This is a genomic window from Streptomyces profundus (assembly GCF_020740535.1).
Lineage (GTDB): Bacteria > Actinomycetota > Actinomycetes > Streptomycetales > Streptomycetaceae > Streptomyces > Streptomyces profundus.
In genome coordinates, this window is record NZ_CP082362.1 from 2,759,275 (window position 1) to 2,780,573 (window position 21,299).

A 21,299-nucleotide genomic window follows, 5' to 3' on the forward strand; every position below is an offset into this window, starting at 1 on the left:
GAACGAAAAGGGAGCAGGGCATGTGCGGAGCGAAGGCGGGCGGCCCGGACGCCGCCGGCGTCAAGGCCGGCGAGACCACCATCCAGGGGTCGGTCACCAGGGGCGGCGAGCCGGTGACCGGCTATGTCCGACTCCTCGACAGCACCGGTGAGTTCACCGCCGAGGTCCCCACCTCGGCGACCGGACAGTTCCGGTTCTACGCCGCCGAGGGCACCTGGACGGTGCGCGCGCTGGTGCCGGGCGGCACGGCGGACCGTCGGGTGGTCGCCCAGCAGGGCGGCCTGACCGAGGTCAGCATCGCCGTCTAGGACCGCCCCGCACCTGACCAGCGACAGAAGGCCGCGCCCCTGACGGGCGCGGCCTTTTCGTTCCCCGTTGACTGTTTCCCCGTGTCGGTAGCTGACGGTCCTTGTCCGTGGATGGGCCTCGACCGGTGAGGGGTCAGTAGACCAGGGACCGCACGCCGTCGGGCAGGATCTCGCTCACGAAGACCTGCGCCCCGGCGATGCGTACACCGTCGATCACGTCCTCCTCCTTGATTCCCCTGCGCGCCGCGCACTGCGTGCACAGGGTGATGGTCCCCCCGGTCGAGATGGCCTCGATCAGCTCCGGCAGCGGTGCGGCGTGCGGGAGTTGGAACTCCGCGGCCCGTCCCGGCAGTGCGAACCAGGCGGACTCTCCGGTCAGCCACAGCGAGACGTCCACTCCGCTGGCCACCGCCACCGAGGCCACCGTGAACGCCTGCGAGCAGCGCTCGGGGGCGTCGGCCCCCGCCGTTACCTTGATCACCAGCTTGTGTGCCGTTTGAGCCATAAGACCACCGTAGCCGTGTGGGCTAGTCGGCTAGCGAGTCGTGCCGCAGGTAGCGCAGACCCAGTCGCCCTGCGGTCCCTGATACATCGTCCCGCCACAATTTGGACAACTCATGATCACATCCTTTCCACGCGCTTAGACGCGATAGTGACCAGACACGTTCAGTCCGGGTGATCACAAAACGGTCAAGGCGGCCCGACGGGTGCGCCTCGGGCGGCCCACCTCAGGGAGATTCCCCGGACCGGGGCCACTAGACTCGGCCGCGACCGTTCTTCACATTCGGGCCGCGCGCAAGGAGCTTTCCCGTGCTTGAGGCATTCTTCATCACCCTGATGGCCCTGGTGGCCGTCGGCACCGCCGCGTTCACGGGCCTCGTCGTGGTGAAGCTCTACCAGGGCCAGCGCTGACCATGATCGAGATCCCGGAGGACCTCAACCCCCGGCTGGTCCCCCTCGCGTTCCTCCTCGGCACCTGGCAGGGCGCCGGCGTCGCTGACTTCCCCGGCGAGGAGGCGAGCAACTTCGGCCAGCAGGTCACGTTCTCGCACGACGGCCGTGACTTCGTGGAGTTCACCGCACGCTCCTGGCGCCTGGACGACGCCGGCCAGCGGACCACGCCCCTGGAGACCGAGCACGGCTTCTGGCGTATCGACGACAGCCGCCAGGTCGAGGCCGTCCTGGTCCGCGACCAGGGCGTCGTGGAGGTCTGGTACGGCGAACTGGCCGAGGGGAAACCGCAGATCGACCTCGCGACGGACGCGATCGCGCGCACCGAGGCGTCGCCACCGTACTCCGGCGGCAAGCGGCTCTACGGCTATGTCAACGGCGACCTGATGTGGGTCGGCGAGAAGGCCACCCCCGAGGTCCCGCTGCGCCCCTACATGTCGGCCCACCTCAAGAAGGCCGTCGACCCCCGCGAGTGGATCGACGACATCAAGGACCTCCCGGACGACGGCATCGCCTTCTTCCGCTGAGCCCGAGCCCCGGCAGGGCCCACCCGCCCCACCCACCCGCCCCAAAACGGCCTGACCGACCGGCCACCGGGCGCCGGGGCCCCCGGGCCCCGGCCAGGGGACGGGAAACCCCACCGGTCTGGCCCGGAACGGACAGCCGACCCCGGGCTCGGGGCCCCGGAACGGGCTGCCCCGGCCGGAGGGCCGCGACGGCCAGGCCCTCGGCCTCGGGATACGCCGAGCGGGGACATGCCTCCGGAAGGCGCCGGCTTCGAGGTGGGCTGTCCGACCAACGGCCGGGACGGGCCCGGAGAACCCCAGCAACGGAACGAGCCGATCGGCCGGCCACCGGGCGCCGGGCACCGGGGCCCCCGGCCAGGGGACGGGAAACCCCACCGGTCTGGCCCGGAACGGACAGCCGACCCCGGGCTCGGGGCCCGCTTTCGGTTGGGGGCGACGTCGCGCGCCTGCTTCGCCGAGGTCGCGGTCGACCCGCTGTTGGCCGGCCACCGGGCGCTGGTCATCGACCTGCTGGGGCACGGCATCAGCGATCGGCCGACGCCCTCGCCGCCGCCGGGGTGTCCGTGGTGCCCGTCCCCGACGGGGGGGCACCACATCGTGCTGGACAACCCACGCCGCTGCGGCCGGGCCACCGTCGCGGACCTCAGGGCATCCGCAGGGCGCCGCCGTCGACCGGGATGGTGGTGCCGGTGACATAGGCGGCGGCCGGGGAGAGGAGGAAGGCCGCGACGCCGCCGAACTCCGCCGGTTCGCCGTAGCGGCCGAGCGGAATGCCGTCGAGGGTCCGCTGCCGGGCCGCCGCGTCGCTGGCGGCGTCCAGCTGCCGCAGCCGGTCGGTGGCGATGCGGCCCGGCATCAGGCCGAGGACGCGTACGCCGCGCGGGCCGAACTCGTCGGCCAGGTCCTTGGCGACCATGGCGAGCCCGGGGCGCAGCCCGTTGGAGATGCCGAGCCCGGTGATCGGCGAGCGGGCCGAGCTGGAGAGCACAAGGCCGATCGCGCCGCCGCCGGCCGCCGCGAGGTCGGCGGCGAAGGTCCTGGCGGCGCGGACCGCGCCGAGGAAGACCGTCTCGAACGCCGCGCGCCACTGTTCGTCGGTGGCGCCGGCCGCCGTGCTCGACGGCGGTCCGCCGACCGAGACCAGCGCCCCGTCGAAACGGCCGAACCGTTCCCGCGCCAGCGCGACCAGCCGGGCGGCGGCCTCCGGTTCGGCCAGGTCGGCGGTGAGTCCCGCCGCGCGGTCGGCGCCGAGGCCGGCGACGGCCGCTTCGACGGCCTCCTGGCCGCGCGCCGAGACCACGACCCGCGCCCCGTCGGCGACCAGCGCGTCCGCCGTCGCACGCCCCAGGCCCTTGCTGCCGCCGGTGACCACGAAGACCCGGTCGGTGAGGTTCAGCTCCACCGGTACACCACCCTCTTCCGCTGCTTCCCAGAAGGCTCGCCACTTCCGGAAGGACAGTATCGGCCCGCGTCCTTACGGCGGTTTGACGTGGGGACCCGCAGGATGGAGGTGCCTCCTTACGCACGGACCCCGTCGGATCCCCTCGGGCGGGGTCCGTGCTCCTCTCCGCCTTCTACACTGGGCCATGTGGTGAGCACTGACTGGCAGGACGATCTGCGCAACCGCGGTTACCGGCTGACGCCGCAGCGTCAGCTGGTGCTGGAGGCTGTGGATCGGCTGGAGCACTCCACGCCGGAGGACATCCTGGTCGAGGTCCGCAGGACGGCCGGCGGGGTCAACATCTCCACGGTCTACCGCACGCTGGAGCTGTTGGAGGAGCTCGGCCTGGTCTCGCACGCGCATCTGGGCCATGGCGCACCCACGTACCACCTGGCGGAGCGGCACGATCATCTGCATCTGATGTGCCGGGACTGCGAGCAGGTGATCGAGGCGGAGCTGGCCGTGGCCGAGCCGTTCACGGAGGAGCTGCGCCGGCGCTTCGGCTTCGAGACGGATCTGCGGCATTTCGCGATCTTCGGCCGGTGTGAGAGCTGCGCGGGCGCGGCTCGGAGCGGGGAGCCGGACGCGGGGGCGACGCCGTAGGCTGGAGCGCATGTCGTCGTATGCCAGTCCACTGCTCGATCTTCCTGGTGCGGTCGCCGCGCGGGAGCCGGATGTCGGAGTCGCCGCGCACTACGGGGATCTCTTCAAGGAACAGCGCGCGTTGGCCAGAGGCGAGGGTCTGGTGGACCTGTCGCATCGGGACGTGGTCTCGGTCACCGGCGCCGACCGGCTGAGTTGGCTGCATCTGCTGATCACACAGCATGTGGAGGGGCTGGCCCCCGGGCAGGCGACGGAGGCGTTGATCCTCTCGGCCAAGGGCCATATCGAGCACGTTCTCTATCTGGTGGACGACGGCGAGACGACGTGGGCGCATACGGAGCCGGGCGCGGCCGGGGCGTTGATCGCCTATCTGGAGAGCATGAGGTTCTTCTACCGCGTCGAAGTGGCGGACCGCACCGAGGAGTTCGCCCTGGTGTATCTGCCGGCCGGCTCGATCGCGGAGCCGCCGGCGGGCGCGGTGGTGCGGGAGACGCCGCACGGCCGTGATGTGTTCCTGCCGCGCGCCGCGCTGCCCGGGTTCGCGGCCGAGCACGGCCCAGCGGCCGGGGTGTTGGCGTATGAGGCGCTGCGGGTGGAGGGGCATCGTCCCCGGCTGGGGTTGGAGACGGACCACCGCACCATCCCGCACGAGCTGGGGTGGCTGGAGCGCGCGGTGCATCTGCACAAGGGCTGCTATCGCGGGCAGGAGACGGTGGCCCGGGTGGAGAATCTGGGCAAGCCGCCGAGGCGGCTGGTCTTTCTGCATCTGGACGGCAGCGAGGTGACGCTGCCGGAGCCGGGCGCCCCGGTGCGGTTGGCCGCCGACGGGCCTGAGGGCCGGCAGTTGGGGCGGATCACCACCTCGGCGCGGCACCACGAGCTCGGTCCGATCGCGCTGGCCGTGATCAAGCGGAACGTGCCGGCGGACGCGCCGCTGCTGGCCGAGGCGACGCCGGCGGCGCAGGAGCTGATCGTCGAGCCCTGAGCGCCCTGAAGCGCCCTGAGAGCCCTGAGAGCCCTGAGAGCCCGAACAGCCAGGAGGGCAGGGGCGGTCAGGCGTCCAGCAGCACGGTGAACGGGCCGTCGTTGGTCAGGTGGACCCGCATCTGGGCGCCGAACCGGCCGGTGGCCACGGTGGCGCCGAGCGCGCGGAGGTCGGCGACGACGGCGTCGACCAGCGGCTCGGCGATCTCGCCGGGCGCGGCGGCGGCCCAGGTGGGGCGGCGTCCCTTGCGCGCGTCACCGTAGAGAGTGAACTGCGACACGACGAGCAGGGGGGCGTCGATGTCGGAGCAGGACTTCTCGCCGTCCAGGACGCGAAGGCCCCACAGCTTGCGGGCGAGCCTGGCCGCGGTCTCCGGGGTGTCCTGGTGTGTGGCGCCGACCAGCACACACAGCCCCTGGCCCACGATCTCACCGACTGTTTCGCCGTCCACCGTCACCGAGGCGCCGTCGACGCGCTGTACCACCGCTCGCATGGGGCCATCATGCCGGAAGCCGAGGCGGAACGTTCCGCCGTTGGATGGGCAGCGCCGGATGGGTGCCAACACGCTGCGCCCGGTGGGTACACAGTGACACGATGCGTGCACGGGGTACGTACCGCACCACGGCACCGAAAAGGGGACGAGGGGACAATTGCGCATGATCACACCGGGTCCTGGGTCGCAGCCCGCCACCGTACCGAGTGCTCGGGAGCCGCGTCCGGAGCCCGAGCCGGCCCAGGGGCGGGGGCAGCTCGTCGACGTTCCGGGCGATATCGGCGCGGCGCGGCTGCGGGCGCTGTGCCTTTCGGAGCTGCGTGACCTGCGGCGGGCGGCGCGCAGCGAGGAGGCCGATCTCAGCTTCGTACGGCGGCTGTTGCAGGGGCGGATCGACATCCTCCAGGCGGAGGGGCGCCGGCGCGGCGGGTGTGCCACGGGCCTGCTCGACCAGTTGCCGAGGATTCTCGCTGACGGCCCCTCGCGGCATCGTTCGTCCGCTCGCCATGTGACCTTGGGCACGCCGGCCAGCGAGCGCTACCGGCGGTTGGCCGAGGAGGTGCTGGCCGAGGTGGAGCTGTCGGATCTGTCCGCGTTGGACGATACGGAGCTGCGTACGGCGCTGGTGCGGCTCGCGGAGGCCGAGGAGCGCGTCTCGCGGCGCCGGCAGGCGCTGCACCGCACGGCGGACGGCTGTGGCGCCGAGATCGCCCGGCGGTACCGTGAGGGCGAGGCGCAGGTCGATGACCTGCTCTGCTGACAGCACCCCGGCCGCTCGGCGGCCCCCGCCAGGAGAGGTCGGAGCATGACCGTAGCCAGCCCTGCCAGCGCACCCCAGCCGAAGGCGGCGCCGGACGCTCCGGTGTTGGCCGAGGTGGTGCGGTCCGGCTTCGCCGAGAGCCGGCACCGTGGGTCGCTGGTGACGCTGGACGCGGACGGGCGGGTGGACTGGGCGCTGGGCGAGGTGGCCGCGCCCTTCTTCCCCCGGTCGAGCAACAAGCCGATGCAGGCGGCGGCCGTGTTGCGCTCCGGGCTCGAACTCTCGGGCGCCCGGCTGGCGTTGGCGGCCGGCAGCCATGTGGGCGCGGAGATCCACCAGCAGTTGGCCGGCCGGATGCTCGCGGACCACGGCCTGGCGGAGGCGGCGTTGCGCTGTCCCGAGTCGGCCCCCGCCTTCGGCGCCGGGCCAGGACCGCGTGGGCGGTTGGCGATGAACTGCTCGGGCAAGCACGCCTCCTGGCTGGCGGCGTCCGTGGTCAACGAGTGGCCGGTGGCGAGCTATCTGGACGCGGCGCATCCGTTGCAGCGGCTGATCCGGGAGACGGTGCTGGGGCTGTCGGGCGAGCGGGAGACGGCGCTGGGCGTGGACGGCTGTGGTGCGCCGTTGCAGGCGCTGTCGTTGACGGGGTTGGCGCGGGCGTTCCGGGCGGCGGTGGTGGCGGATCCCGGCGAGCCGGCGCGGCGGGTGGCGGACGCGATGCGGGCGCATCCGGAGTATGTGGCGGGTGAGGGCCAGCTGGACACGTTGCTGATGCGGCAGGTGCCCGGGCTGCTCGCCAAGGGGGGCGCCGAGGGGGTGCAGGCGGTGGCGCTGGCCGACGGGCGGGCGTTCGCCTTCAAGATCGAGGACGGTTCGGGCCGGGCCAGGAACGCGATCACCGCGCGGGTGTTGGCGGCGCTCGGCGTGGAGACGTCGGTGGTGCCGGTGGTCCCGGTGCTGGGTGGCGGCGCTCCGGTGGGCGAGATCCGTGCGGCGTTCTAGGCCGTTCCGTAAGGTTCTGTAACATTTTCGAACCTACGGGAAACTTCTGGATCCTTCTGGGAACACGGCCCGTCCTGGGCCGTCTTCGGCCGGGGGAAGCGGTGTGGCCGGTCCGTCGATCCGGCCGAGATTAACCCGTTGGCCGGGGCCAGAAAGAGTTGCCTACTCTCGCAACCATGGTCGATCTGGAAATTCGTGGTGTCGATGGTGATCGTGACGCTTCCGTCGCATGGCTGCGCGGGGTGGTGACGGGGTTCTTCAAACCCACCTCCGTGCTGTCCGACGAGGAGCTTGAGTACCGGCTGGCGCATCAGCCGTTGGGTGGGGCGCGTGGGGTGTTCGACGGGGACCGCTGCGTCGCCACGTTCGACAGCTGGCCGCAGCGGCTGACCACGGTGGGGGGCGCCGAGTTGGCGGCCCACGCCGTCTCGGCCGTGACGGTCACCGCGACGCACCGGCGGCGCGGGCTGCTCAGCCGGCTGATGGAGCCGGATCTGCGGGCGGCGAAGGAAGGGGGCGCTTCGGTGGCGACGTTGATCGCCGCCGAGCACCGGATCTATGGGCGGTTCGGCTTCGGCCCGGCCACCTCGTTCACCAACTGGAAGGTGGATGTGCACCGCTCCGGGTTCGATCGGCGCTGGTCACCGGCGGATCTGGACGGTTCGGTGCGGCTGGCGGACGGCGCCGAGGTGCGGGAGGCCGCGCCCGCGCTGCACGAGCGGTTCCGGACGCGGACGGCCGGCGGCATCGACCGGAACGCCCTCTTCTGGGAGCGGATGACGGGCCTGGCGCCGACGTCCCCGCCCGTGCCGCCGGCGACCTACGCGATCTACCGGGACGCGGCGGGGGTGCCCAGAGGCGTGGTCGGCTACGTGGTGGACGACGAGTGGACGCACGGGCAGCCGAACGGCACGGCCCGGACGACGTTCTTCTACGCCGAGGACGACGAGGCGGAGCTGGCGCTCTGGCGGCTGTTGCTGTCCCTGGACTGGGCGGGCCGGTTGGAGACCGGCCGGGCCAGGCCGGATTCGGTGCTGCCGCTGGTGCTGCCCGACCCCCGGGCCGCGGTGGCCTCCCAGACCGCGGACTTCCTGTGGCTAAGGCCGCTGGACGTGCCGGCGATGCTGGCCGCGCGCTCCTACGCCACCGAGGGCGAGGTGGTGTTCGAGGTGCGGGACGCGTTGGGCCTGGCCAACGGCCGCTTCCTGCTGTCCGCGGGGAAGGAAGGCGCGGAGTGCGCGCCGACCGCGCGGAACGCCGACGTCACGTTGGACGTGGGGGCGTTCGCGCAGCTCTACCTGGGCGACCAGTCGGCCGCGCGGCTGCGGAGCGCGGGGCTGCTGGCGGAGGAGACAGACGGAGCGGCGGCCCGGGTGGACTTGCTGTTCCACACGGGCCGCCGCCCTTGGTGCCCCGACATGTTCTGACATCGCCTGATGCCTTTCCCCTGCGGGCCCTGCCTTCGATCGCCTTCGATCTCGCCTTCGGTGTCGCTTGGGTGTTGCTTGGGTGTTGCTTGGGTGTCGCCTTCGGTCTGACTCTCGCCGACTTCGCACGCCGTTTAGCCGAACCCCCCACGCTGTCCGTGGGCGCTCTGTTACAGAGCGCCTATGGCCAGTGTGACCAGCACAGTGGTTCCCACACACGCACAGGTGAAGTTGCGCTTCCGCAACCCCGTGCGCAGTATCAACAGTCCGATCAGCCCCGGCAGTCCGTACTGGACCTCCACCGCTTGCTCCATCGCGATGCCGAAGGCAGCCACGATGATGGTGGTAACGAGCATGACCCCTCCTCACATCACGTCAACTCAGGTGAACTCTGAAAAGTTGGCCAAGTTGTTCGCCAACTATATGAATGTTTTCCCCAGTTGGCGTCCTCTTGGAAACGTCCTCATATCAACCTTCCGTATCTGGCCGAAAGTTGTATGGTGACGGCGTGAGTCAGGAGATCGTCCCGGAGAGCGACCTTCCGGACCCGTTCGGTGACCAGCTCTCTCCCGACCACGTCGCGGGTGTGCTGCGCGACCGGATACGTTCCGGCGAGCTGCCGCCGCGAGCCAAGCTGCCCACCCAACGGGCCCTGGTCGAGGAGTTCCGGGTCAACCGGACCACCGTCAGACAGGCCCTGGCCACGTTGGAGCGGGACGGCTACATCGCCGCGCGGGGGCGGGGCGCGCCGGCCGTGGTGTCGATGCCGGGCGCGGACAGCCCACGCCCCGCCGGGGTCGAGGTGGCGGACCGGATCGCGGTGGCGTTCCAGTCCAAGGACATCTCCATCGACGCGTTCTGCCTCACCACCGAGACGTTGAACTCGGCCCTCGCCGGGCCGTTGATCGCCATCTCCGCCGGGGAGTTGGCGCCGCGCTCGATCACGGTGCGGGTGCTGCTGCCGAGCCCGGACGCGCCGCCCGCCTACCCGCGGCTGATCTCCGATCCGGACGACCAGCGCCCCAGGGCCAGGCTGCGCCAGCTGACCCAGACCTTCTCCACCTCGCTGCGCCACCAGCTCACCTCGCTCGCCGAGATGCGCCTTGTGCCCCAGGTGACGGTGGAGATCCGGGAGGTGCCCATCACTCCCGTCCAGAAGGTCTATCTCCTCAACGGGACAGAAGTGCTAACCGCCTACTACCAGGTGGTGGCCAGAACGGTCGAATTCGAGAAGGAACAACTGGATATATACGACGTTCTGGGACTTAACTCCAAAGTCTTCCGTTCCGCCGAGGACACCGCCTTTGTTGAAGAGTCACACCAGTGGTTCACGTCCCTCTGGTCAACGCTGGCCCAACCGCTCACACTCGGTTAGATGAGAGGACTCATTAGTCACGCACACTGTGTTCTCTTCGACTTCGACGGCCCCGTCTGCCAACTCTTCGCGGTCCGCTCGGCCGCATCGGTCGCCGAGCGGCTCAGGGAACTGACCGACGAGTTGGCGGTCTCGGCGCTGCTGACGCCGGAGCTGCGGACCTCCCCCGACCCCCACCGGGTGCTGCGGGGGATAGCCCGGCAGCGGCCGGCCCCCGAGGTGGTGAGCCGGCTGGAGGCGGCACTCACCCGCGAGGAAGTGCGCGCGGCCGGCTCGGCCGCCCCGACCCCCTATGCCGCCACCCTGATCGCCGCGTTGGCGACCAGGGGGCGCCAGGTGGCCATCGCCACCAACAACTCCCCCCTGGCGGCCGTCCGTTATCTGGAACGGCTGCGGCTCTCCGGCTATGTGGGCGGCCGGGTGCACGGCCGCACCGCGGATCTCTCCCTGCTCAAGCCGCACCCCGACTCGGTGCTGCGCGCCCTCGGCTCGACCGGCACGCTGCCGGCGCGCGCGGTCATGATCGGCGACAGCCTCGCCGACCACGCGGCGGCCGACGCCGCCGGCGTGCCGTTCCTCGGCTACGCGCTCGACGACGCGGGGGAGGACGCGTTTCGTGCGGCGGGCGCGGAGCATGTGGTGCGCTCCCTGCAATGGGTACTGGCCGCCCTCGGTCAGTGAGGTGCAGAGTCAGATGCACCCTTTTGAGCCATCAACAGTGGACTCGTCGCGGCGTACCGTATCGCTACCCGTAACGAACCCACTGCCGGAAAGCCGCCATCATGAGCCAACCGCTGTCCGGGCACCTCCTTCGCGGGCACCACCGCGACTGGCAGGTGCTCCCCGCGCAGAGCCAACTCCCCATCCAAGGACGGATCAAGGCCGCCACGCCCCGGCTGGGCGTGGAGCGCTTCGACCCGCGCTGCTTCCTCGACGAGGAGGACGTGCTGATCGAACTGGCGCTGCTCGGCTTCGAGCGCATCGCCCCGGTGTACCGACTCGGCCCCGACGGGACCAGGGTGCACGGCTTCATCGAGGGCGAGGCGCTCTCCGTCTCCCGCCCCTCCGGCACCCCGCTGGCCCGGGCCGAACTCGACCAACTCGCCGCGCTCTTCGGCCGCCTGGCGTGGATACCGCCGGTCGCCATGGCGCTGGTGCACGGCTGCCCGGTGCCGACCCGGCCGCGCACCAGCCGGGACTTCCTCCGCACGCTGGTGCGGTTCACGCGCCGGCGTGTCCACGCGCGACACCAGGCCGCACTGGGCGGCCTGTTTCAGACCCTCGGGGTCGACCCCGAGGTACTCAGCGTGACCGGGCCGCTCGCCAGAAGCGCGGCGCGAATGACCAACCGGCCCTTCTGCCTGCTCCACGGGGACCTGCACCGCGACAACCTGATCGTCGCCGAGGCCGACCGTCAACTCTGGACCATCGACTGGGAGTTGGCGCTGGTTGGCGATCCGCTCTACGACCTCGCCACCCATCTGCACCTGATGGACTACCCGCGCCCCCAGGAGCAGTCCATGGTGCTGCGCTGGGCGGGCGCCGTCGAGGAACGGCTACCGGGCGCGGCCGAGGGGCTGGCCAGGGACCTGCCGCGCTATCTCGCCTACAAACGGGTGCAGTCGGTCTTCACCGACGTGGTCAGGCAGGCCATCGAGGTCCGCGAGGCGCCCCCTGAACAGCTGGAGGAACGCCTCGCCAGGGCCGGTGAGATGGTGGGCCGCGCCCTCGCACGGGCCGAACGACCGCTGGGGCTGGGCCAGGTGCCCAGCCCCAGCGCCGTGGAGGGCGCGTTCGCCGCGTTCAGCGCGGGCGCGAGCGCTACCGCGCCGGCGTCCGCTCCCGCACCTCGACCGCCGGGTCTTCGTGCCGCTCCAGTTCCACCTTCGGCAGAATCCGCGCCAACGGGGCCGGCAGCCACCAGGCGTGGCGGCCCATCAGCTGCATCGCGGCGGGGACGATCAGGCACCGGATGACCACGGCGTCCACCAGGATCGCCACCGCCATCCCGAATCCCATCTGCTGCAACAGCCGGTCGGGGCTGAGCATGAAGGCGCCGAAGACCACCACCATGATCGCGCCGGCCGCGCTGATCACCGCGCCGGTGTGGGCCAGTCCCTCCCGGACGGCCAACTGGTGGTCCCGGTGCCGCTCCCACTCCTCGTGCATCCGCGAGACCAGGAAGATCTCGTAGTCCATGGAGAGGCCGAAGACGATGGCGAAGATCATCACCGGGAGGTACGCCTCGATCGGCCCCGGCTCCACCCCGAACCAGCCCTCCTGGAAGACCAGCGTCATGGCGCCCAGCGCGGCGCCGATGCTCAGCAGGTTCAACAGCGCCGCCTTCAGCGGGATCAGCACCGAACGGAAGACGGCCATCAACAGCAGCACCGAGACGCCGACCACGATGGCCACGAAGAGCGGCATCCGCTCGGCGACCTTCGCCGAGTAGTCCTCGGTGGCCGCCGTGGCACCCCCGACCAGGTAGTCGGCACCGGTGCGTTCGCCCACGGCGGGCAGCACGGTGTCGCGCAGCTCGCCCACCAGATCGGAGGTGGCCTCGTCCTGCGGCGACGACGTCGGGAACACGATCAACGTCGCGACCTGCCCGTCCTCCGTCGGCTGCGGCGGAGTGACGGCCGCCACCGAGCCGAGGCTCCCGAGCGTCTCGGCGGCCTCCCCCGCCGCCGCCTCGGCGCCCTGGTCACCGCCGTCGGTGACGATCACCAGCGGCCCGTTGAAGCCGGGGCCGAAGCCGTCGGAGAGCAGGTCGTAGGCGGCCCGACTCGTCGAGTCCGCCGGGTCGTTGCCGGCGTCCGCCATGCCGAGGCGCAGGTCGAGCGCGGGCGCGGCCAGCGCGAGCAGCGCCACCACCGCCGCCGTCAGCGCGACCACGGGACGCCGCTGCACGGCCCCGCCGAGCCGCCGCCAGGCGGTGCCGGTCGGGGACTTGCCCTTCTCGGCCCGCTTCCTGGCCCGCGCCGGGAAGTGCCGGGCGAACCGGTCGCCGAAGAGACCGAGCAGCGCGGGCAGCAGCGTGAGCGAGGCCAACATGGTGGCCAGCACGGTCAGCGCCACGGACAGGGCGATGCCCTGGAGCGAACCGAGGCCGAGGGCGACCAGGCCGAGCAGCGCGACGATCACCGTGCAGCCGGCGAAGAACACCGTCCGCCCCGCCGCGTCCAGCGCGCCGCGCGTCGCCCGCTCGGGGCTGGCGCCCGCGACCAACTCGGCGCGGTAGCGGGTGAAGATCAACAACGCGTAGTCGATGCCGACGCCCAAACCGACCAGCATCATCACGTAGACCGTGTAGTCGGCGATGGTGAACAGATGCGACGCCAGCACGATGGCGCCCAGCGTGGAACCGACCGCGAACAGCGCGGTGATCACGGGCAGCCCGGCGGCCAGCACCGAGCCGAACATCAACACCAGGATCACCAGGGCGGCCAGGATGCCCATGCCCTCGGCCGCGCCGCCCTCCCCCTCCCCCAGCGCGCGGGCGGCGTCGCCGCCCAACTCGACCTGGAGCGCGTCGCTCCGCGCTTCCCGCGCGGTGTCCAGGATGCGCTCGGTGTCCTCGACGGGCATCTGTTCGGCCTGGGTGTCCAGCACGACCGTGGCGTATCCGACGGTGCCGTCCGCCGAGACGGCCGACCCGTCGTCATAGAGACTGTGCACGCCCGCGACGCGGGGCAGCACCTCGACCTCGGCCAACATCGCCTCGACCCGCTGCTCGACGGCGGCGTCGGCGAGGCCGCCCTCGGCGTGCAACACGATCTCGACGGTGTCGCCGCCCTGGTCGGAGCCGTGCTCCGCCAACAGCTCAAGCGCCGCCTGGGAGTCGGTGCCCGGCAGCGAGTAGTCCTCCCGGTAGTCGTCCCCGACGACCGAGGCCAACGCCCAGACCCCGACCAGCACCAGCAGCCACAGCCCGAGCGACGCCTTCCGATACCGGAACGAGAACCCGGCGAGCCGGGCGAACACCCCGCCTCCCCCCGCCGGGGGTTCAGCCGCCCCAACACGGGGCGGCTCCCCGCCGTGCGGCTCCCCGCCGCGGGGTTGGCCACCGGCCGGCTGACCGGCGTGCGATGTGGGCCTCATGACTGCTGCTCCTTCATGGGAGAGTGGACAACTTCAGGACTGCGGGGTGCTTGAGCGCGCCGAGAACCCCGAAACGGGGGCCCCTGGCGGGGCCGGCCACCGGCGGGGCGGGGCCCCGCCGGGGCTGGTGGAGCCGAGGGCCGGCCTCGCCGGCGAGGCCGGGGGGGCCGGCGGGGCCGCGCTGGTGGGGGTGGGGCGTCCTGCGGACGGCGGCGGTGGGACCGGACCCCACCCCAGCCGGCGACCGGCCGGTACCGCATGGACCGGCCAGGACGAGTACCCGACCGCGACGGGGTGGTCGGCCCGCTCGCCACACCGGGCCCGTGCCGAGAACCCGCACCCGGCACTGCCGGGACGACAACCCGCCGCCGTCCACAGGCCGGTGGCCGGCCAACCCCACTCCGACGCCAGCCGGTATCCGGGCCCCGGCACCAGCCGGCCGCAGGCCACCCCGTTGGGTGGCCCTCCGACTGGCCAACGCCGCTCCGGCACCAGCCGATGACCAGGCCACAGCACCGCCACGTGCCAACACCCAGCCGGGAACCACCAACCGGCCCCGGCCGGCCGCAGGCCAGGCCGCCGCGCCGGCCGGCCCCCCGAGCGGCCAGCCCCGCTCCGACCCCAGCCGGGCAACCGGGCCCGGCACCAGCCAGCCGCAGGCCACCCCGTTGGCCGGCCCCCGGAGTGGCCAACGCCGCTCCGGCACCAGCCGGTGACCATCCCCGGGCCCAAGCCAGCCGCAGGCCGGTGGCCGGCCAACCCCACTCCGACGCCAGCCGGTAGCCAGACCCCGGCACCAGCCAGCCGCAGGCCACCCCATTGGGCGGCCCCCCGACTGACCAACGCCCCTCCGGCACCAGCCGATGACCAGGCCACAGCACCGCCACGTGCCAACACCCAGCCGGGAACCACCAACCGGCCCCGGCCGGACGCAGGCCAACGCCGCAGGCCAGGCCGCCGCGCCGGCCGGCCCCCGGAGTAGCCAGCGCCGCTCCGGCACCAGCCGGGCAACCGGCCCAGCCGGCCGCAGGCCACCGCACTCGGCCGGAGGCCGGGGCAGGCCAAGCCGGCCGCAGGCCGGTGACCAAGTCGGCCAGCGCCACGGGCGTACACAGCCGGTGGCCAGGCAACCGCGCCGCTCGGGCGCCAGCCGGTGACCGGCCGACGGCACCGCCACGGGCGTACACCCAGCCGGAGGCCAGGCGACCGCCCCGGCCGGCCGCAGGCCAACGCCGCAGGCCGGACCGTTGGGGGTGGGGGGTGGGGAAGGCAGGTGGTCACAGGGCAACGGTGGCGTGGGGTGGGGGGTGCGCGCGTCGGCTGGGGGTGGGCAGTGGGGGTACGTCGGCGGGCGCACGGTCGCCGTGGGGGGTACTACGGCGGTTGCGGGACCCCCGAGGTCGTCTCGGGGAAAGCCCCGAGGCCGGTCCCTGAGGGGTGCGGCGGTGTCAGCTCATCCAGCCGGGGGTGATCATGCCGGTCTCGTACGCGAGGATCACCAGCTGCGCGCGGTCGCGGACGGCCAGCTTGGTCATGATCCGGCTGACGTGGGTCTTGGCCGTGGCCGGGCTGAGGACCAGCCGGCGGGCGATCTCGTCGTTGGTCAGGCCGGCGCCGACCAGGACCATCACCTCGCGTTCCCGCTCGGTGAGCGCGTTCAGCCGGGGGCTGGGCGCCGGCTGTTTGACGCGGCCGGCGAACTCGGCGATCAGGCGGCGGGTGATCGTCGGCGCGATCAACGCGTCGCCGCGCGCGCAGACCCGGATGGCGTGCAGCAGCTCCATCGGTTCGGTGTCCTTCACCAGGAACCCGGAGGCGCCGGCGCGCAACGCGCCGTAGACGTAGTCGTCGACATCGAAGGTGGTCAGGATGACGACCCGCACCTCGGAGAGCCGCTCGTTGCCGACGATCTTCTCGGTGGCCGCGAGACCGTCCATCTCGGGCATCCTGATGTCCATCAACACGACGTCGGGGCGCAGTTCTTCGGCCAGTGCGACGGCCTCGGCGCCATTGCCGGCCTCGCCCACGACCTCGATGTCCTCCTCGTCCGCGAGGATCGACCGGAAACCGGCCCTCACCAGCATCTGGTCGTCGGCGAGCAGGACTCGCACCCGCTGTCCGTTGGCCCGCCCCGGGCGCCCCGCGTTCATGGCAACCAGGGTAGGCGTGCGCGTGTGCGGAAGCCCCGTTCCCGGGTCAGCCCTCCGCCGTCGCGCTGGTGATCCGCAGGTACTGCCCGGCCGGGTCGAAGACGCGGAAGTCCGTCAGCCCCCAGGGCCGCGTCCGCAGCGCGTCCGCGAGCGGCCAGCCGCTGGAGACCACCCGGGCGTGTTCGGCCCTGACGTCGTCGACCCGCAGGACGATCTCGCTGCCGCCCGGCGGTCGACGCGGCGTGGGGTCCGCCTCGTCGTGACGGCAGCAGCCGACGCGCACGTCCCCCCGGCGGACGACGACATACTCCAGGGGCGCGGAGGTTTCCGAGACCTCCGATGACTTGGACTCCTCGGGCGCTCGGAAGCCCAGGACCCGGACGTAGAACTCCACCAACGTGGGGACGTCCTTGTGAAACACCTCGTAGGACAGATGCGTCAACGGGATCTCCTCTGGTCAGGACGCCGGCCGCCCGGCGGTGCGGCGTCAGGAGGTGCGGGCCGCGTCCAGTCGGTCGAGTTGGGCCGCGCCGAGCGACTCCAGGAGATCCGGCTGGCGGATGCTGTCGGACTCCTGGGCGTGCACGGCGCGCAGCAGCACGGTGCCCGTCCGCAGCTCCAGGGTGACCGAGTGGTTCCCGCCGTCGTCGACATGGATGTAGCTGCTCTGGTCGCCCAGCGGGGCGCCGTCGATCTCCGTGCCGGTGGTCACCAGCAGATGGCCGGCGGCGCTGGCGAAGGCGGCCTCGGCCGCCGACTGGTCGGCGAAGGAGCAGAGTTCGACGATCACCGACTCGTCGCCCGGGCCCTCGTAGCGCACCCAGCCGGACTGGAGGATGCCGACCGGTGGCGCCGGGTCGACGGGATCGGCGCAGGTGGCGCCGCCGTGGGTGGCGCCCTCCTCGGTGCGGTCGAAGCCCGAGGGGAGATCCTCCGCCGGCACCAGCACGCCCAGCAGCTGCTCGGCCTGGTCCAACACCGCGTCGGGGTCGACCGTGCCGGCCTCGTCCTCGATGCCGGCCTCGTCCTCGATGCCGGGCTCTTCCTCGGTGCCGGGCGGCTCCTCGACGCCGCCACCGCCCTCCGAAGGGGTCACGCCGTCACCGCTCTCGCTGCCGCAGCCACTGAGTAACACAGCACCCACTGCGACGGACAGCACCCATCGTCGTGCTCCGCGCATCCCCAACTCACCTTCCCCGTCCATCACTTCTCGTACTTTCGACACTATCCCCGCAAGGGCCGCACACGGCAGACCCAACGCCGGACCCGGTCGCCCGGATGTGGGCCGCACACCCATGCGATGATGGCCGCGCGGTCGCAGCCGGTTCGGGCTCCCGCCCGGATTCTCGACCTGTTCGACCCGATGAAAACCACGACGGGATGACCTTCGATGCCTCTGCCCGCGCCCGATATCGCCCGCCTGTTCACGCTGGGCAGTGTTTTCCGCGGTTCTCGTGGCGAGACCAGCACCGTCAACGCGCTGCCCGAGGCGCCGTTGACGCTGCCATCGGGGCGGGTGGCCGCCTGCGATCCGCTGATCGGGATCGAGGACGGCGTCGAGCCGTTCGTCGACGAGGTGCCGCCCGGCACGTACCCGGTGGTGCTGTCGATCGTCGAGGTGGCGGAGCCGGACGCCCCGGAGTTCGCCCATGACCGGGCCGCCGCCGCCTGGCTGCGGGTCAGCGACGAGCCGGCGGTCAGCTGGTCGTTGGCGCTGGTCGCCGGCCAGGACACCAAGGGCCTCGCGGACGACGAGTGGATCGGGTACGGCGTGGACACGGGCACCGGCTGCTTCGTGGACGCCGTCGCGGCCCCCCGGCTCACCCGCCTCCTGGGCGAGGACGGCGACGATCTGATCGACGCCATCTACGGCCGGGACGTGCCACCGCCGCCGCTGCCCAGCGCCGTGGTGGATCGGGAGTCCGGATTCGGCCTGGTCGGCTTTCCCACCGGCTGGGGCGACGGCGCCTACCCCACCTGGGTCGGCCACGACGCGACGGGCCGCGTCACGGGCTTCGTGACCAGCTTCTTCGTGGCCGACGACCCCGAGAACGCCGACGCCCCCGAGAACGCCGACGCCCCTGAGAACGCCGACGCCGGCTGAGGCAGCGGCGGCCCGGGGCCCCGTTCGGCGGCGCGTTCAGGGGGTGGTGACGGGCAGGCGGGCGGTGACGTGGAAGCCGTGGCCGTCGGCGCGGTTGCGGGCGGTGAGGTCGCCGCCGAGGGCGCGGGCGCGGGTGGTCATGCCGAGGATGCCGCTGCCCTCCGCGCCCGGCGCGGCGCCCTCGCCGTTGTCCTCGACGCACAGGCGCAGTTCGCGGTCCGTGTAGGCGACGCGGACCACGGCCTCGCTGGCGCGCGCGTGCCGGGTGATGTTGGTGATGGACTCCTGGACGATCCGGTACGCGGCGAGGGAGATGCCGGGCGAGAGCACCCGCGCCTCCCCCGTGGTCTCGACCCGGATGTCGAGGCCGCTGTCGGCCGCGCGGTGCACCAGCTCGCCGAGCCGTTCGAGACCGGCCGCCGGTTCGACGGGCGCCGCCTCGTCGACCTGACGCAGAACGCCGAGCGTGGCGCGGAGTTCGCGCAGCGCCTCCTTGCTGGTGTCGCGCACCAGCTCCAGGGCGCTGACCAGCTCCGCCGTCTCCCCGGGGCGTTTGGCGCCCCGGTGCAGCGCGGCCGTGCTGCGGACGTGGATCAGGGAGATGTTGTGGCCCAGCACATCGTGCAACTCCCTTGCCAGCCGCAGGCGTTCCTCCGTCGCCGACTGCTGGGCGCGGAGGTCGCGCTCGCGTTCGGCGGCGAGCACCCGCTGCTCCGCCTCGTGCTGGTGCGCGTGTCTGAGCCGCACGGCGTGGCCGAGGGCGATCACGCTCAGGAACCAGCCGCCGAAGAGCACCATCGACATGTCGTCCACATGGCGTTCCTCGCTGGTCAACAACATCTCGCCCCAGGTGATCACCAGGAGGGTGAAAACGGCGATCGCGACGGCGGTGGTCGGCTGGCCGCTGCGGGCGACCGTGTAGAGCGCGATGATGTAGACGGCGAGCGGCGCCGGCCCGTCCACCGGGGTGACCGGGTAGTAGACGATGGCCACCACCAGCGCCACCAGCGCCACGCCGACCGGCCAGCGGTGCCGCAGCCCGAGCGCGACGGTGGCGATCAGCACCAGCACCCAGCCGGCCACGGCGCGGGACGGATCTCCCCCCGCGGCGGCGCCGAAGAGCAGCGCGCCGTCCACCAGCAGGGCGGCCCCGCCCACCATCGACAGGCGGTCCCAGTGGAACGCCGAGGCCAAACGGGCAAGCATGGGAGCCAGAGTACGTAGGCTGTGCCCAAACGGCACCATCGAGGAGGAAGTCCCCATGACCGGCCCGGCACCGGAGAGCAACGAGCCCGCCCACGACCCCGAGGTGCTCCAGCTCGCGGCGAAGGTGTTCGACCTGGCCAGGGACGGGGACACGGACACCGTCGCCGCCTATGTGGACGCGGGCGTCCCACCGAACCTCAGCAACGACAAGGGCGACACCCTGCTGATGCTGGCGGCCTACCACGGCCATGTGGCCACCGTCGAGGCGCTGCTGGAGCGCGGCGCCGACCCGGCGCGCAGCAACGACAAGGGGCAGACGCCGATCGCCGGCGCGGTCTTCAAGAACGAGTCGGCGGTGGTCCGCGTCCTGCTGGCCGCCGGCGCCGACCCGTCGGCGGGACAGCCGTCGGCGGTGGACACGGCGCGGATGTTCGGCCGGACGGAGCTGCTGTCGCTCTTCGGCGCGCGGTAGCCTCCCCGCCTCAGGTGAGGCGGTAGACGCGGCGGGCGTTGTCGGCGGCCAGCAGGGCGGCGATCCGCTGCCACTCGGCGCGCGGCGGCGCCAGCTGGGTCAGGGCCTCGGTCAGCGCGTGCCGGAACTGCCGCGCGCCGACCAGATACAGCTCCGGCAGGCCGTAGGCGTCCGTGGAGAACAGCACCTTGCCGAACGGGGCCAGCTCCAACGTCTCGGTGAGGACCGCGCCGGCGCGGCTGCCGACATGGCTCAGCGTCAGGCCGAGGTCCACCTGGACATGGGGGTGGACGGCCGCCAGATGGGCGGCCTGGCGGTGGAACGGGTAGCAGTGCAGCAGCACCAGCGGGCATCCGGTGGGTCCCACGGCCCGCACGAAGTCGGTGAGCAGCGCCGGGTCCGCGCGGTGCAGGCGCAGGTCGGGGTCACCGAAGCCGGTGTGGAGTTGGAGCGGGAGCCCCGTCTCCACGGCGGACCAGAGGAGATGCCGCGCCAGCACCGGGTTGCTCAGCCGGCCGCCGGCCGGACGGGTGAGCAGCCAGTGTTCGGCCGCGGTCCACAGCTCGGCCCTGCTGGGCGGGGCGGGCGCCAGATGCAGCCCGTGCCGGTAGGCGACGACGGACTTGAACGCCACCGACCTGGCCCGCGCCCGGCCGATCGCCCGGGCCAGGCCGGCGAGGAACGCGTCGGTGTCCCGCCCGGCACGGTCGGCGGCGTCCTCGGCCAGGCTCTCCAGCCGCGTCACCTCGAACGCGCCGGCCCCGGCGGCGCGCGCCAACTCCGCGGGTGTCAACCACGTGCCGGCCGCGCCGGCCGAACCATCCCCATGGCGCCCGGCCCGCCCGGGGCCGGTGCCGGGTTCGGGTGCTGGGTCGGCGAACGGGCCCCGGTTGCCTGGGCGGCGACTGCCGGGGCGGCCTTCGGCTGCCCAGCCGTCGTCCAGGCGGCGGTCGACATAACCCGCACCGTCGTCCGTCCACCCACCCCTGCCACTGGACCGCCCCCTCCTGTCCCACCCACGGACCGGCTCCCCACCCGGACCCGACCGGAGGTCACCGGCGGGCAGGCCGGTGTCGACGAGGAGGGTGCCGATGTCGGCGGCGTGGAGGAGGCGGCGGAGGGCCTCGGTGGGGCCGAGCGCGCGGCGGGTGGCGAGGTAGTCGGCGGGGGTGGCGTAGGCGGGGAGGCCGAGCGCCGGGGCGCACCAGCGGCGGACCGCGAGGCCCAGTTGGCTGTCGAAGTAGCTGGTGCCGGCCGCCGGCGGATGCGGGGACTCGGAGAGCCAGCGTTCGAACTCGGTCACGTTCAATGGGACTTCGCTCAGCACTCGATGGCAGTGCTGGTCAACCAACGGCGGCAGTTCGAAACGTTCGGCGCTCATGCGTTCGCCGCCT

The 21,299-nt window shown here is 72.5% G+C and carries 21 protein-coding genes and 1 pseudogene; 12 read left to right on the forward strand and 10 right to left on the reverse strand.

The window, feature by feature from the left end; all coding sequences use genetic code 11:
* Positions 1-20: 20 nt before the first annotated feature.
* Positions 21-308, forward strand: a complete 288-nt coding sequence (locus K4G22_RS12050; RefSeq protein ID WP_228080038.1) for a DUF1416 domain-containing protein — start codon at positions 21-23, stop codon at positions 306-308.
* A 133-nt stretch (positions 309-441) separates the two neighbouring features.
* Here the strand turns inward: K4G22_RS12050 and K4G22_RS12055 are convergent, their stop codons facing one another.
* The gene (locus tag K4G22_RS12055) at positions 442-813 is read right to left on the reverse strand and encodes a DsrE family protein (protein ID WP_228080039.1); all 372 of its coding nucleotides are present in this window, start codon (positions 811-813) and stop codon (positions 442-444) included.
* Positions 814-1,222: 409 nt separating this feature from the next.
* Here K4G22_RS12055 and K4G22_RS12060 point away from each other — a divergent pair, with 409 nt between their 5' ends.
* Positions 1,223-1,786, forward strand: coding sequence for a heme-binding beta-barrel domain-containing protein (locus tag K4G22_RS12060; RefSeq protein WP_228080040.1), 564 nt, complete (start codon positions 1,223-1,225; stop codon positions 1,784-1,786).
* Positions 1,787-2,429: 643 nt separating this feature from the next.
* Here K4G22_RS12060 and K4G22_RS12065 read toward each other — a convergent pair.
* Positions 2,430-3,188: an SDR family oxidoreductase gene (locus K4G22_RS12065; protein WP_228080041.1), complete on the reverse strand. Its 759-nt coding sequence runs from the start codon at positions 3,186-3,188 to the stop codon at positions 2,430-2,432.
* A 186-nt stretch (positions 3,189-3,374) separates the two neighbouring features.
* On the opposite strand from K4G22_RS12065, the gene K4G22_RS12070 reads away from it, so the two are divergent.
* Positions 3,375-3,830 carry a Fur family transcriptional regulator gene (locus tag K4G22_RS12070; protein WP_228080042.1) on the forward strand — a complete coding sequence of 152 codons (456 nt, stop codon included), beginning with the start codon at positions 3,375-3,377 and terminating at the stop codon, positions 3,828-3,830.
* A 10-nt stretch (positions 3,831-3,840) separates the two neighbouring features.
* Positions 3,841-4,815, forward strand: coding sequence for a CAF17-like 4Fe-4S cluster assembly/insertion protein YgfZ (gene ygfZ, locus K4G22_RS12075; RefSeq protein WP_228080043.1), 975 nt, complete (start codon positions 3,841-3,843; stop codon positions 4,813-4,815).
* A gap of 67 nt (positions 4,816-4,882) precedes the next feature.
* Here ygfZ and dtd read toward each other — a convergent pair whose 3' ends face one another.
* Complete coding sequence (gene dtd / locus K4G22_RS12080; protein ID WP_228080044.1) at positions 4,883-5,308, reverse strand: D-aminoacyl-tRNA deacylase; 426 nt, start codon at positions 5,306-5,308, stop codon at positions 4,883-4,885.
* A 163-nt stretch (positions 5,309-5,471) separates the two neighbouring features.
* Here dtd and K4G22_RS12085 point away from each other — a divergent pair, with 163 nt between their 5' ends.
* The 3 genes from K4G22_RS12085 (at position 5,472) to K4G22_RS12095 (ending at position 8,497) form a co-directional block, all read left to right on the forward strand.
* The gene (locus K4G22_RS12085; protein WP_228080045.1) at positions 5,472-6,068 is read left to right on the forward strand and encodes an RsiG family protein; all 597 of its coding nucleotides are present in this window, start codon (positions 5,472-5,474) and stop codon (positions 6,066-6,068) included.
* 45 nt (positions 6,069-6,113) lie between these two features.
* Entirely contained in the window at positions 6,114-7,070 is a 957-nt protein-coding gene (locus K4G22_RS12090) for an asparaginase (protein ID WP_228080047.1), read from the forward strand.
* Between the two features lie 176 nt (positions 7,071-7,246).
* Complete coding sequence (locus K4G22_RS12095; protein WP_228080049.1) at positions 7,247-8,497, forward strand: GNAT family N-acetyltransferase; 1,251 nt, start codon at positions 7,247-7,249, stop codon at positions 8,495-8,497.
* A gap of 170 nt (positions 8,498-8,667) precedes the next feature.
* Here the strand turns inward: K4G22_RS12095 and K4G22_RS12100 are convergent, their stop codons facing one another.
* Positions 8,668-8,853, reverse strand: coding sequence for a hypothetical protein (locus K4G22_RS12100; protein WP_062208166.1), 186 nt, complete (start codon positions 8,851-8,853; stop codon positions 8,668-8,670).
* A gap of 152 nt (positions 8,854-9,005) precedes the next feature.
* On the opposite strand from K4G22_RS12100, the gene K4G22_RS12105 reads away from it, so the two are divergent.
* The 3 genes and pseudogenes from K4G22_RS12105 to K4G22_RS12115 form a co-directional block, all read left to right on the forward strand.
* Positions 9,006-9,872 carry a winged helix-turn-helix domain-containing protein gene (locus tag K4G22_RS12105; protein ID WP_228080051.1) on the forward strand — a complete coding sequence of 289 codons (867 nt, stop codon included), beginning with the start codon at positions 9,006-9,008 and terminating at the stop codon, positions 9,870-9,872.
* The gene (locus K4G22_RS12110; RefSeq protein ID WP_228080053.1) at positions 9,873-10,553 is read left to right on the forward strand and encodes an HAD family hydrolase; all 681 of its coding nucleotides are present in this window, start codon (positions 9,873-9,875) and stop codon (positions 10,551-10,553) included.
* Positions 10,554-10,654: 101 nt separating this feature from the next.
* A pseudogene (locus K4G22_RS12115) lies at positions 10,655-11,404 on the forward strand (aminoglycoside phosphotransferase family protein); the annotation flags it as partial.
* 289 nt (positions 11,405-11,693) lie between these two features.
* Here the strand turns inward: K4G22_RS12115 and K4G22_RS12120 are convergent.
* From K4G22_RS12120 to K4G22_RS12135, 4 genes are all read right to left on the reverse strand, one after another.
* Positions 11,694-13,973 (reverse strand): MMPL family transporter, encoded by a 2,280-nt coding sequence (locus K4G22_RS12120; RefSeq protein WP_425336657.1) that lies wholly within the window; start codon positions 13,971-13,973, stop codon positions 11,694-11,696.
* A gap of 1,448 nt (positions 13,974-15,421) precedes the next feature.
* A complete protein-coding gene (locus tag K4G22_RS12125; RefSeq protein WP_228080054.1) occupies positions 15,422-16,123 on the reverse strand; it encodes a response regulator in 702 nt (233 codons plus the stop codon).
* A gap of 46 nt (positions 16,124-16,169) precedes the next feature.
* Entirely contained in the window at positions 16,170-16,565 is a 396-nt protein-coding gene (locus tag K4G22_RS12130; RefSeq protein ID WP_228080055.1) for a VOC family protein, read from the reverse strand.
* Between the two features lie 45 nt (positions 16,566-16,610).
* Positions 16,611-17,219 (reverse strand): hypothetical protein, encoded by a 609-nt coding sequence (locus tag K4G22_RS12135; protein WP_228080056.1) that lies wholly within the window; start codon positions 17,217-17,219, stop codon positions 16,611-16,613.
* Positions 17,220-17,513: 294 nt separating this feature from the next.
* On the opposite strand from K4G22_RS12135, the gene K4G22_RS12140 reads away from it, so the two are divergent.
* Positions 17,514-18,227: a DUF4241 domain-containing protein gene (locus K4G22_RS12140; protein ID WP_228080057.1), complete on the forward strand. Its 714-nt coding sequence runs from the start codon at positions 17,514-17,516 to the stop codon at positions 18,225-18,227.
* A gap of 36 nt (positions 18,228-18,263) precedes the next feature.
* Here the strand turns inward: K4G22_RS12140 and K4G22_RS12145 are convergent, their stop codons facing one another.
* Positions 18,264-19,433 carry a sensor histidine kinase gene (locus K4G22_RS12145; RefSeq protein ID WP_228080058.1) on the reverse strand — a complete coding sequence of 390 codons (1,170 nt, stop codon included), beginning with the start codon at positions 19,431-19,433 and terminating at the stop codon, positions 18,264-18,266.
* Between the two features lie 55 nt (positions 19,434-19,488).
* Between K4G22_RS12145 and K4G22_RS12150 the strand changes: the two genes are divergently transcribed.
* Positions 19,489-19,905, forward strand: coding sequence for an ankyrin repeat domain-containing protein (locus K4G22_RS12150; protein WP_228080059.1), 417 nt, complete (start codon positions 19,489-19,491; stop codon positions 19,903-19,905).
* Between the two features lie 10 nt (positions 19,906-19,915).
* On the opposite strand, the gene K4G22_RS12155 is transcribed toward K4G22_RS12150, so the two are convergent.
* On the reverse strand, positions 19,916-21,286 hold the full coding sequence (locus tag K4G22_RS12155; protein ID WP_228080060.1) for an amidohydrolase family protein: 1,371 nt from the start codon (positions 21,284-21,286) through the stop codon (positions 19,916-19,918).
* Positions 21,287-21,299 lie beyond the last annotated feature (13 nt).

Excerpts from the sequence above, each read along its gene's own strand:
- K4G22_RS12050 (WP_228080038.1), top strand. The coding sequence starts at position 21 with ATGTGCGGAGCGAAGGCGGGCGGCCCGGACGCCGCCGGCGTCAAGGCC.
- K4G22_RS12055 (WP_228080039.1), bottom strand. The coding sequence starts at position 813 with ATGGCTCAAACGGCACACAAGCTGGTGATCAAGGTAACGGCGGGGGCC.
- K4G22_RS12060 (WP_228080040.1), top strand. The coding sequence starts at position 1,223 with ATGATCGAGATCCCGGAGGACCTCAACCCCCGGCTGGTCCCCCTCGCG.
- ygfZ (WP_228080043.1), top strand. The coding sequence starts at position 3,841 with ATGTCGTCGTATGCCAGTCCACTGCTCGATCTTCCTGGTGCGGTCGCC.
- dtd (WP_228080044.1), bottom strand. The coding sequence starts at position 5,308 with ATGCGAGCGGTGGTACAGCGCGTCGACGGCGCCTCGGTGACGGTGGAC.
- K4G22_RS12085 (WP_228080045.1), top strand. The coding sequence starts at position 5,472 with ATGATCACACCGGGTCCTGGGTCGCAGCCCGCCACCGTACCGAGTGCT.
- K4G22_RS12090 (WP_228080047.1), top strand. The coding sequence starts at position 6,114 with ATGACCGTAGCCAGCCCTGCCAGCGCACCCCAGCCGAAGGCGGCGCCG.
- K4G22_RS12095 (WP_228080049.1), top strand. The coding sequence starts at position 7,247 with ATGGTCGATCTGGAAATTCGTGGTGTCGATGGTGATCGTGACGCTTCC.
- K4G22_RS12100 (WP_062208166.1), bottom strand. The coding sequence starts at position 8,853 with ATGCTCGTTACCACCATCATCGTGGCTGCCTTCGGCATCGCGATGGAG.
- K4G22_RS12110 (WP_228080053.1), top strand. The coding sequence starts at position 9,873 with ATGAGAGGACTCATTAGTCACGCACACTGTGTTCTCTTCGACTTCGAC.
- K4G22_RS12120 (WP_425336657.1), bottom strand. The coding sequence starts at position 13,973 with ATGAGGCCCACATCGCACGCCGGTCAGCCGGCCGGTGGCCAACCCCGC.
- K4G22_RS12125 (WP_228080054.1), bottom strand. The coding sequence starts at position 16,123 with ATGAACGCGGGGCGCCCGGGGCGGGCCAACGGACAGCGGGTGCGAGTC.
- K4G22_RS12140 (WP_228080057.1), top strand. The coding sequence starts at position 17,514 with ATGCCTCTGCCCGCGCCCGATATCGCCCGCCTGTTCACGCTGGGCAGT.
- K4G22_RS12145 (WP_228080058.1), bottom strand. The coding sequence starts at position 19,433 with ATGCTTGCCCGTTTGGCCTCGGCGTTCCACTGGGACCGCCTGTCGATG.
- K4G22_RS12150 (WP_228080059.1), top strand. The coding sequence starts at position 19,489 with ATGACCGGCCCGGCACCGGAGAGCAACGAGCCCGCCCACGACCCCGAG.
- K4G22_RS12155 (WP_228080060.1), bottom strand. The coding sequence starts at position 21,286 with ATGAGCGCCGAACGTTTCGAACTGCCGCCGTTGGTTGACCAGCACTGC.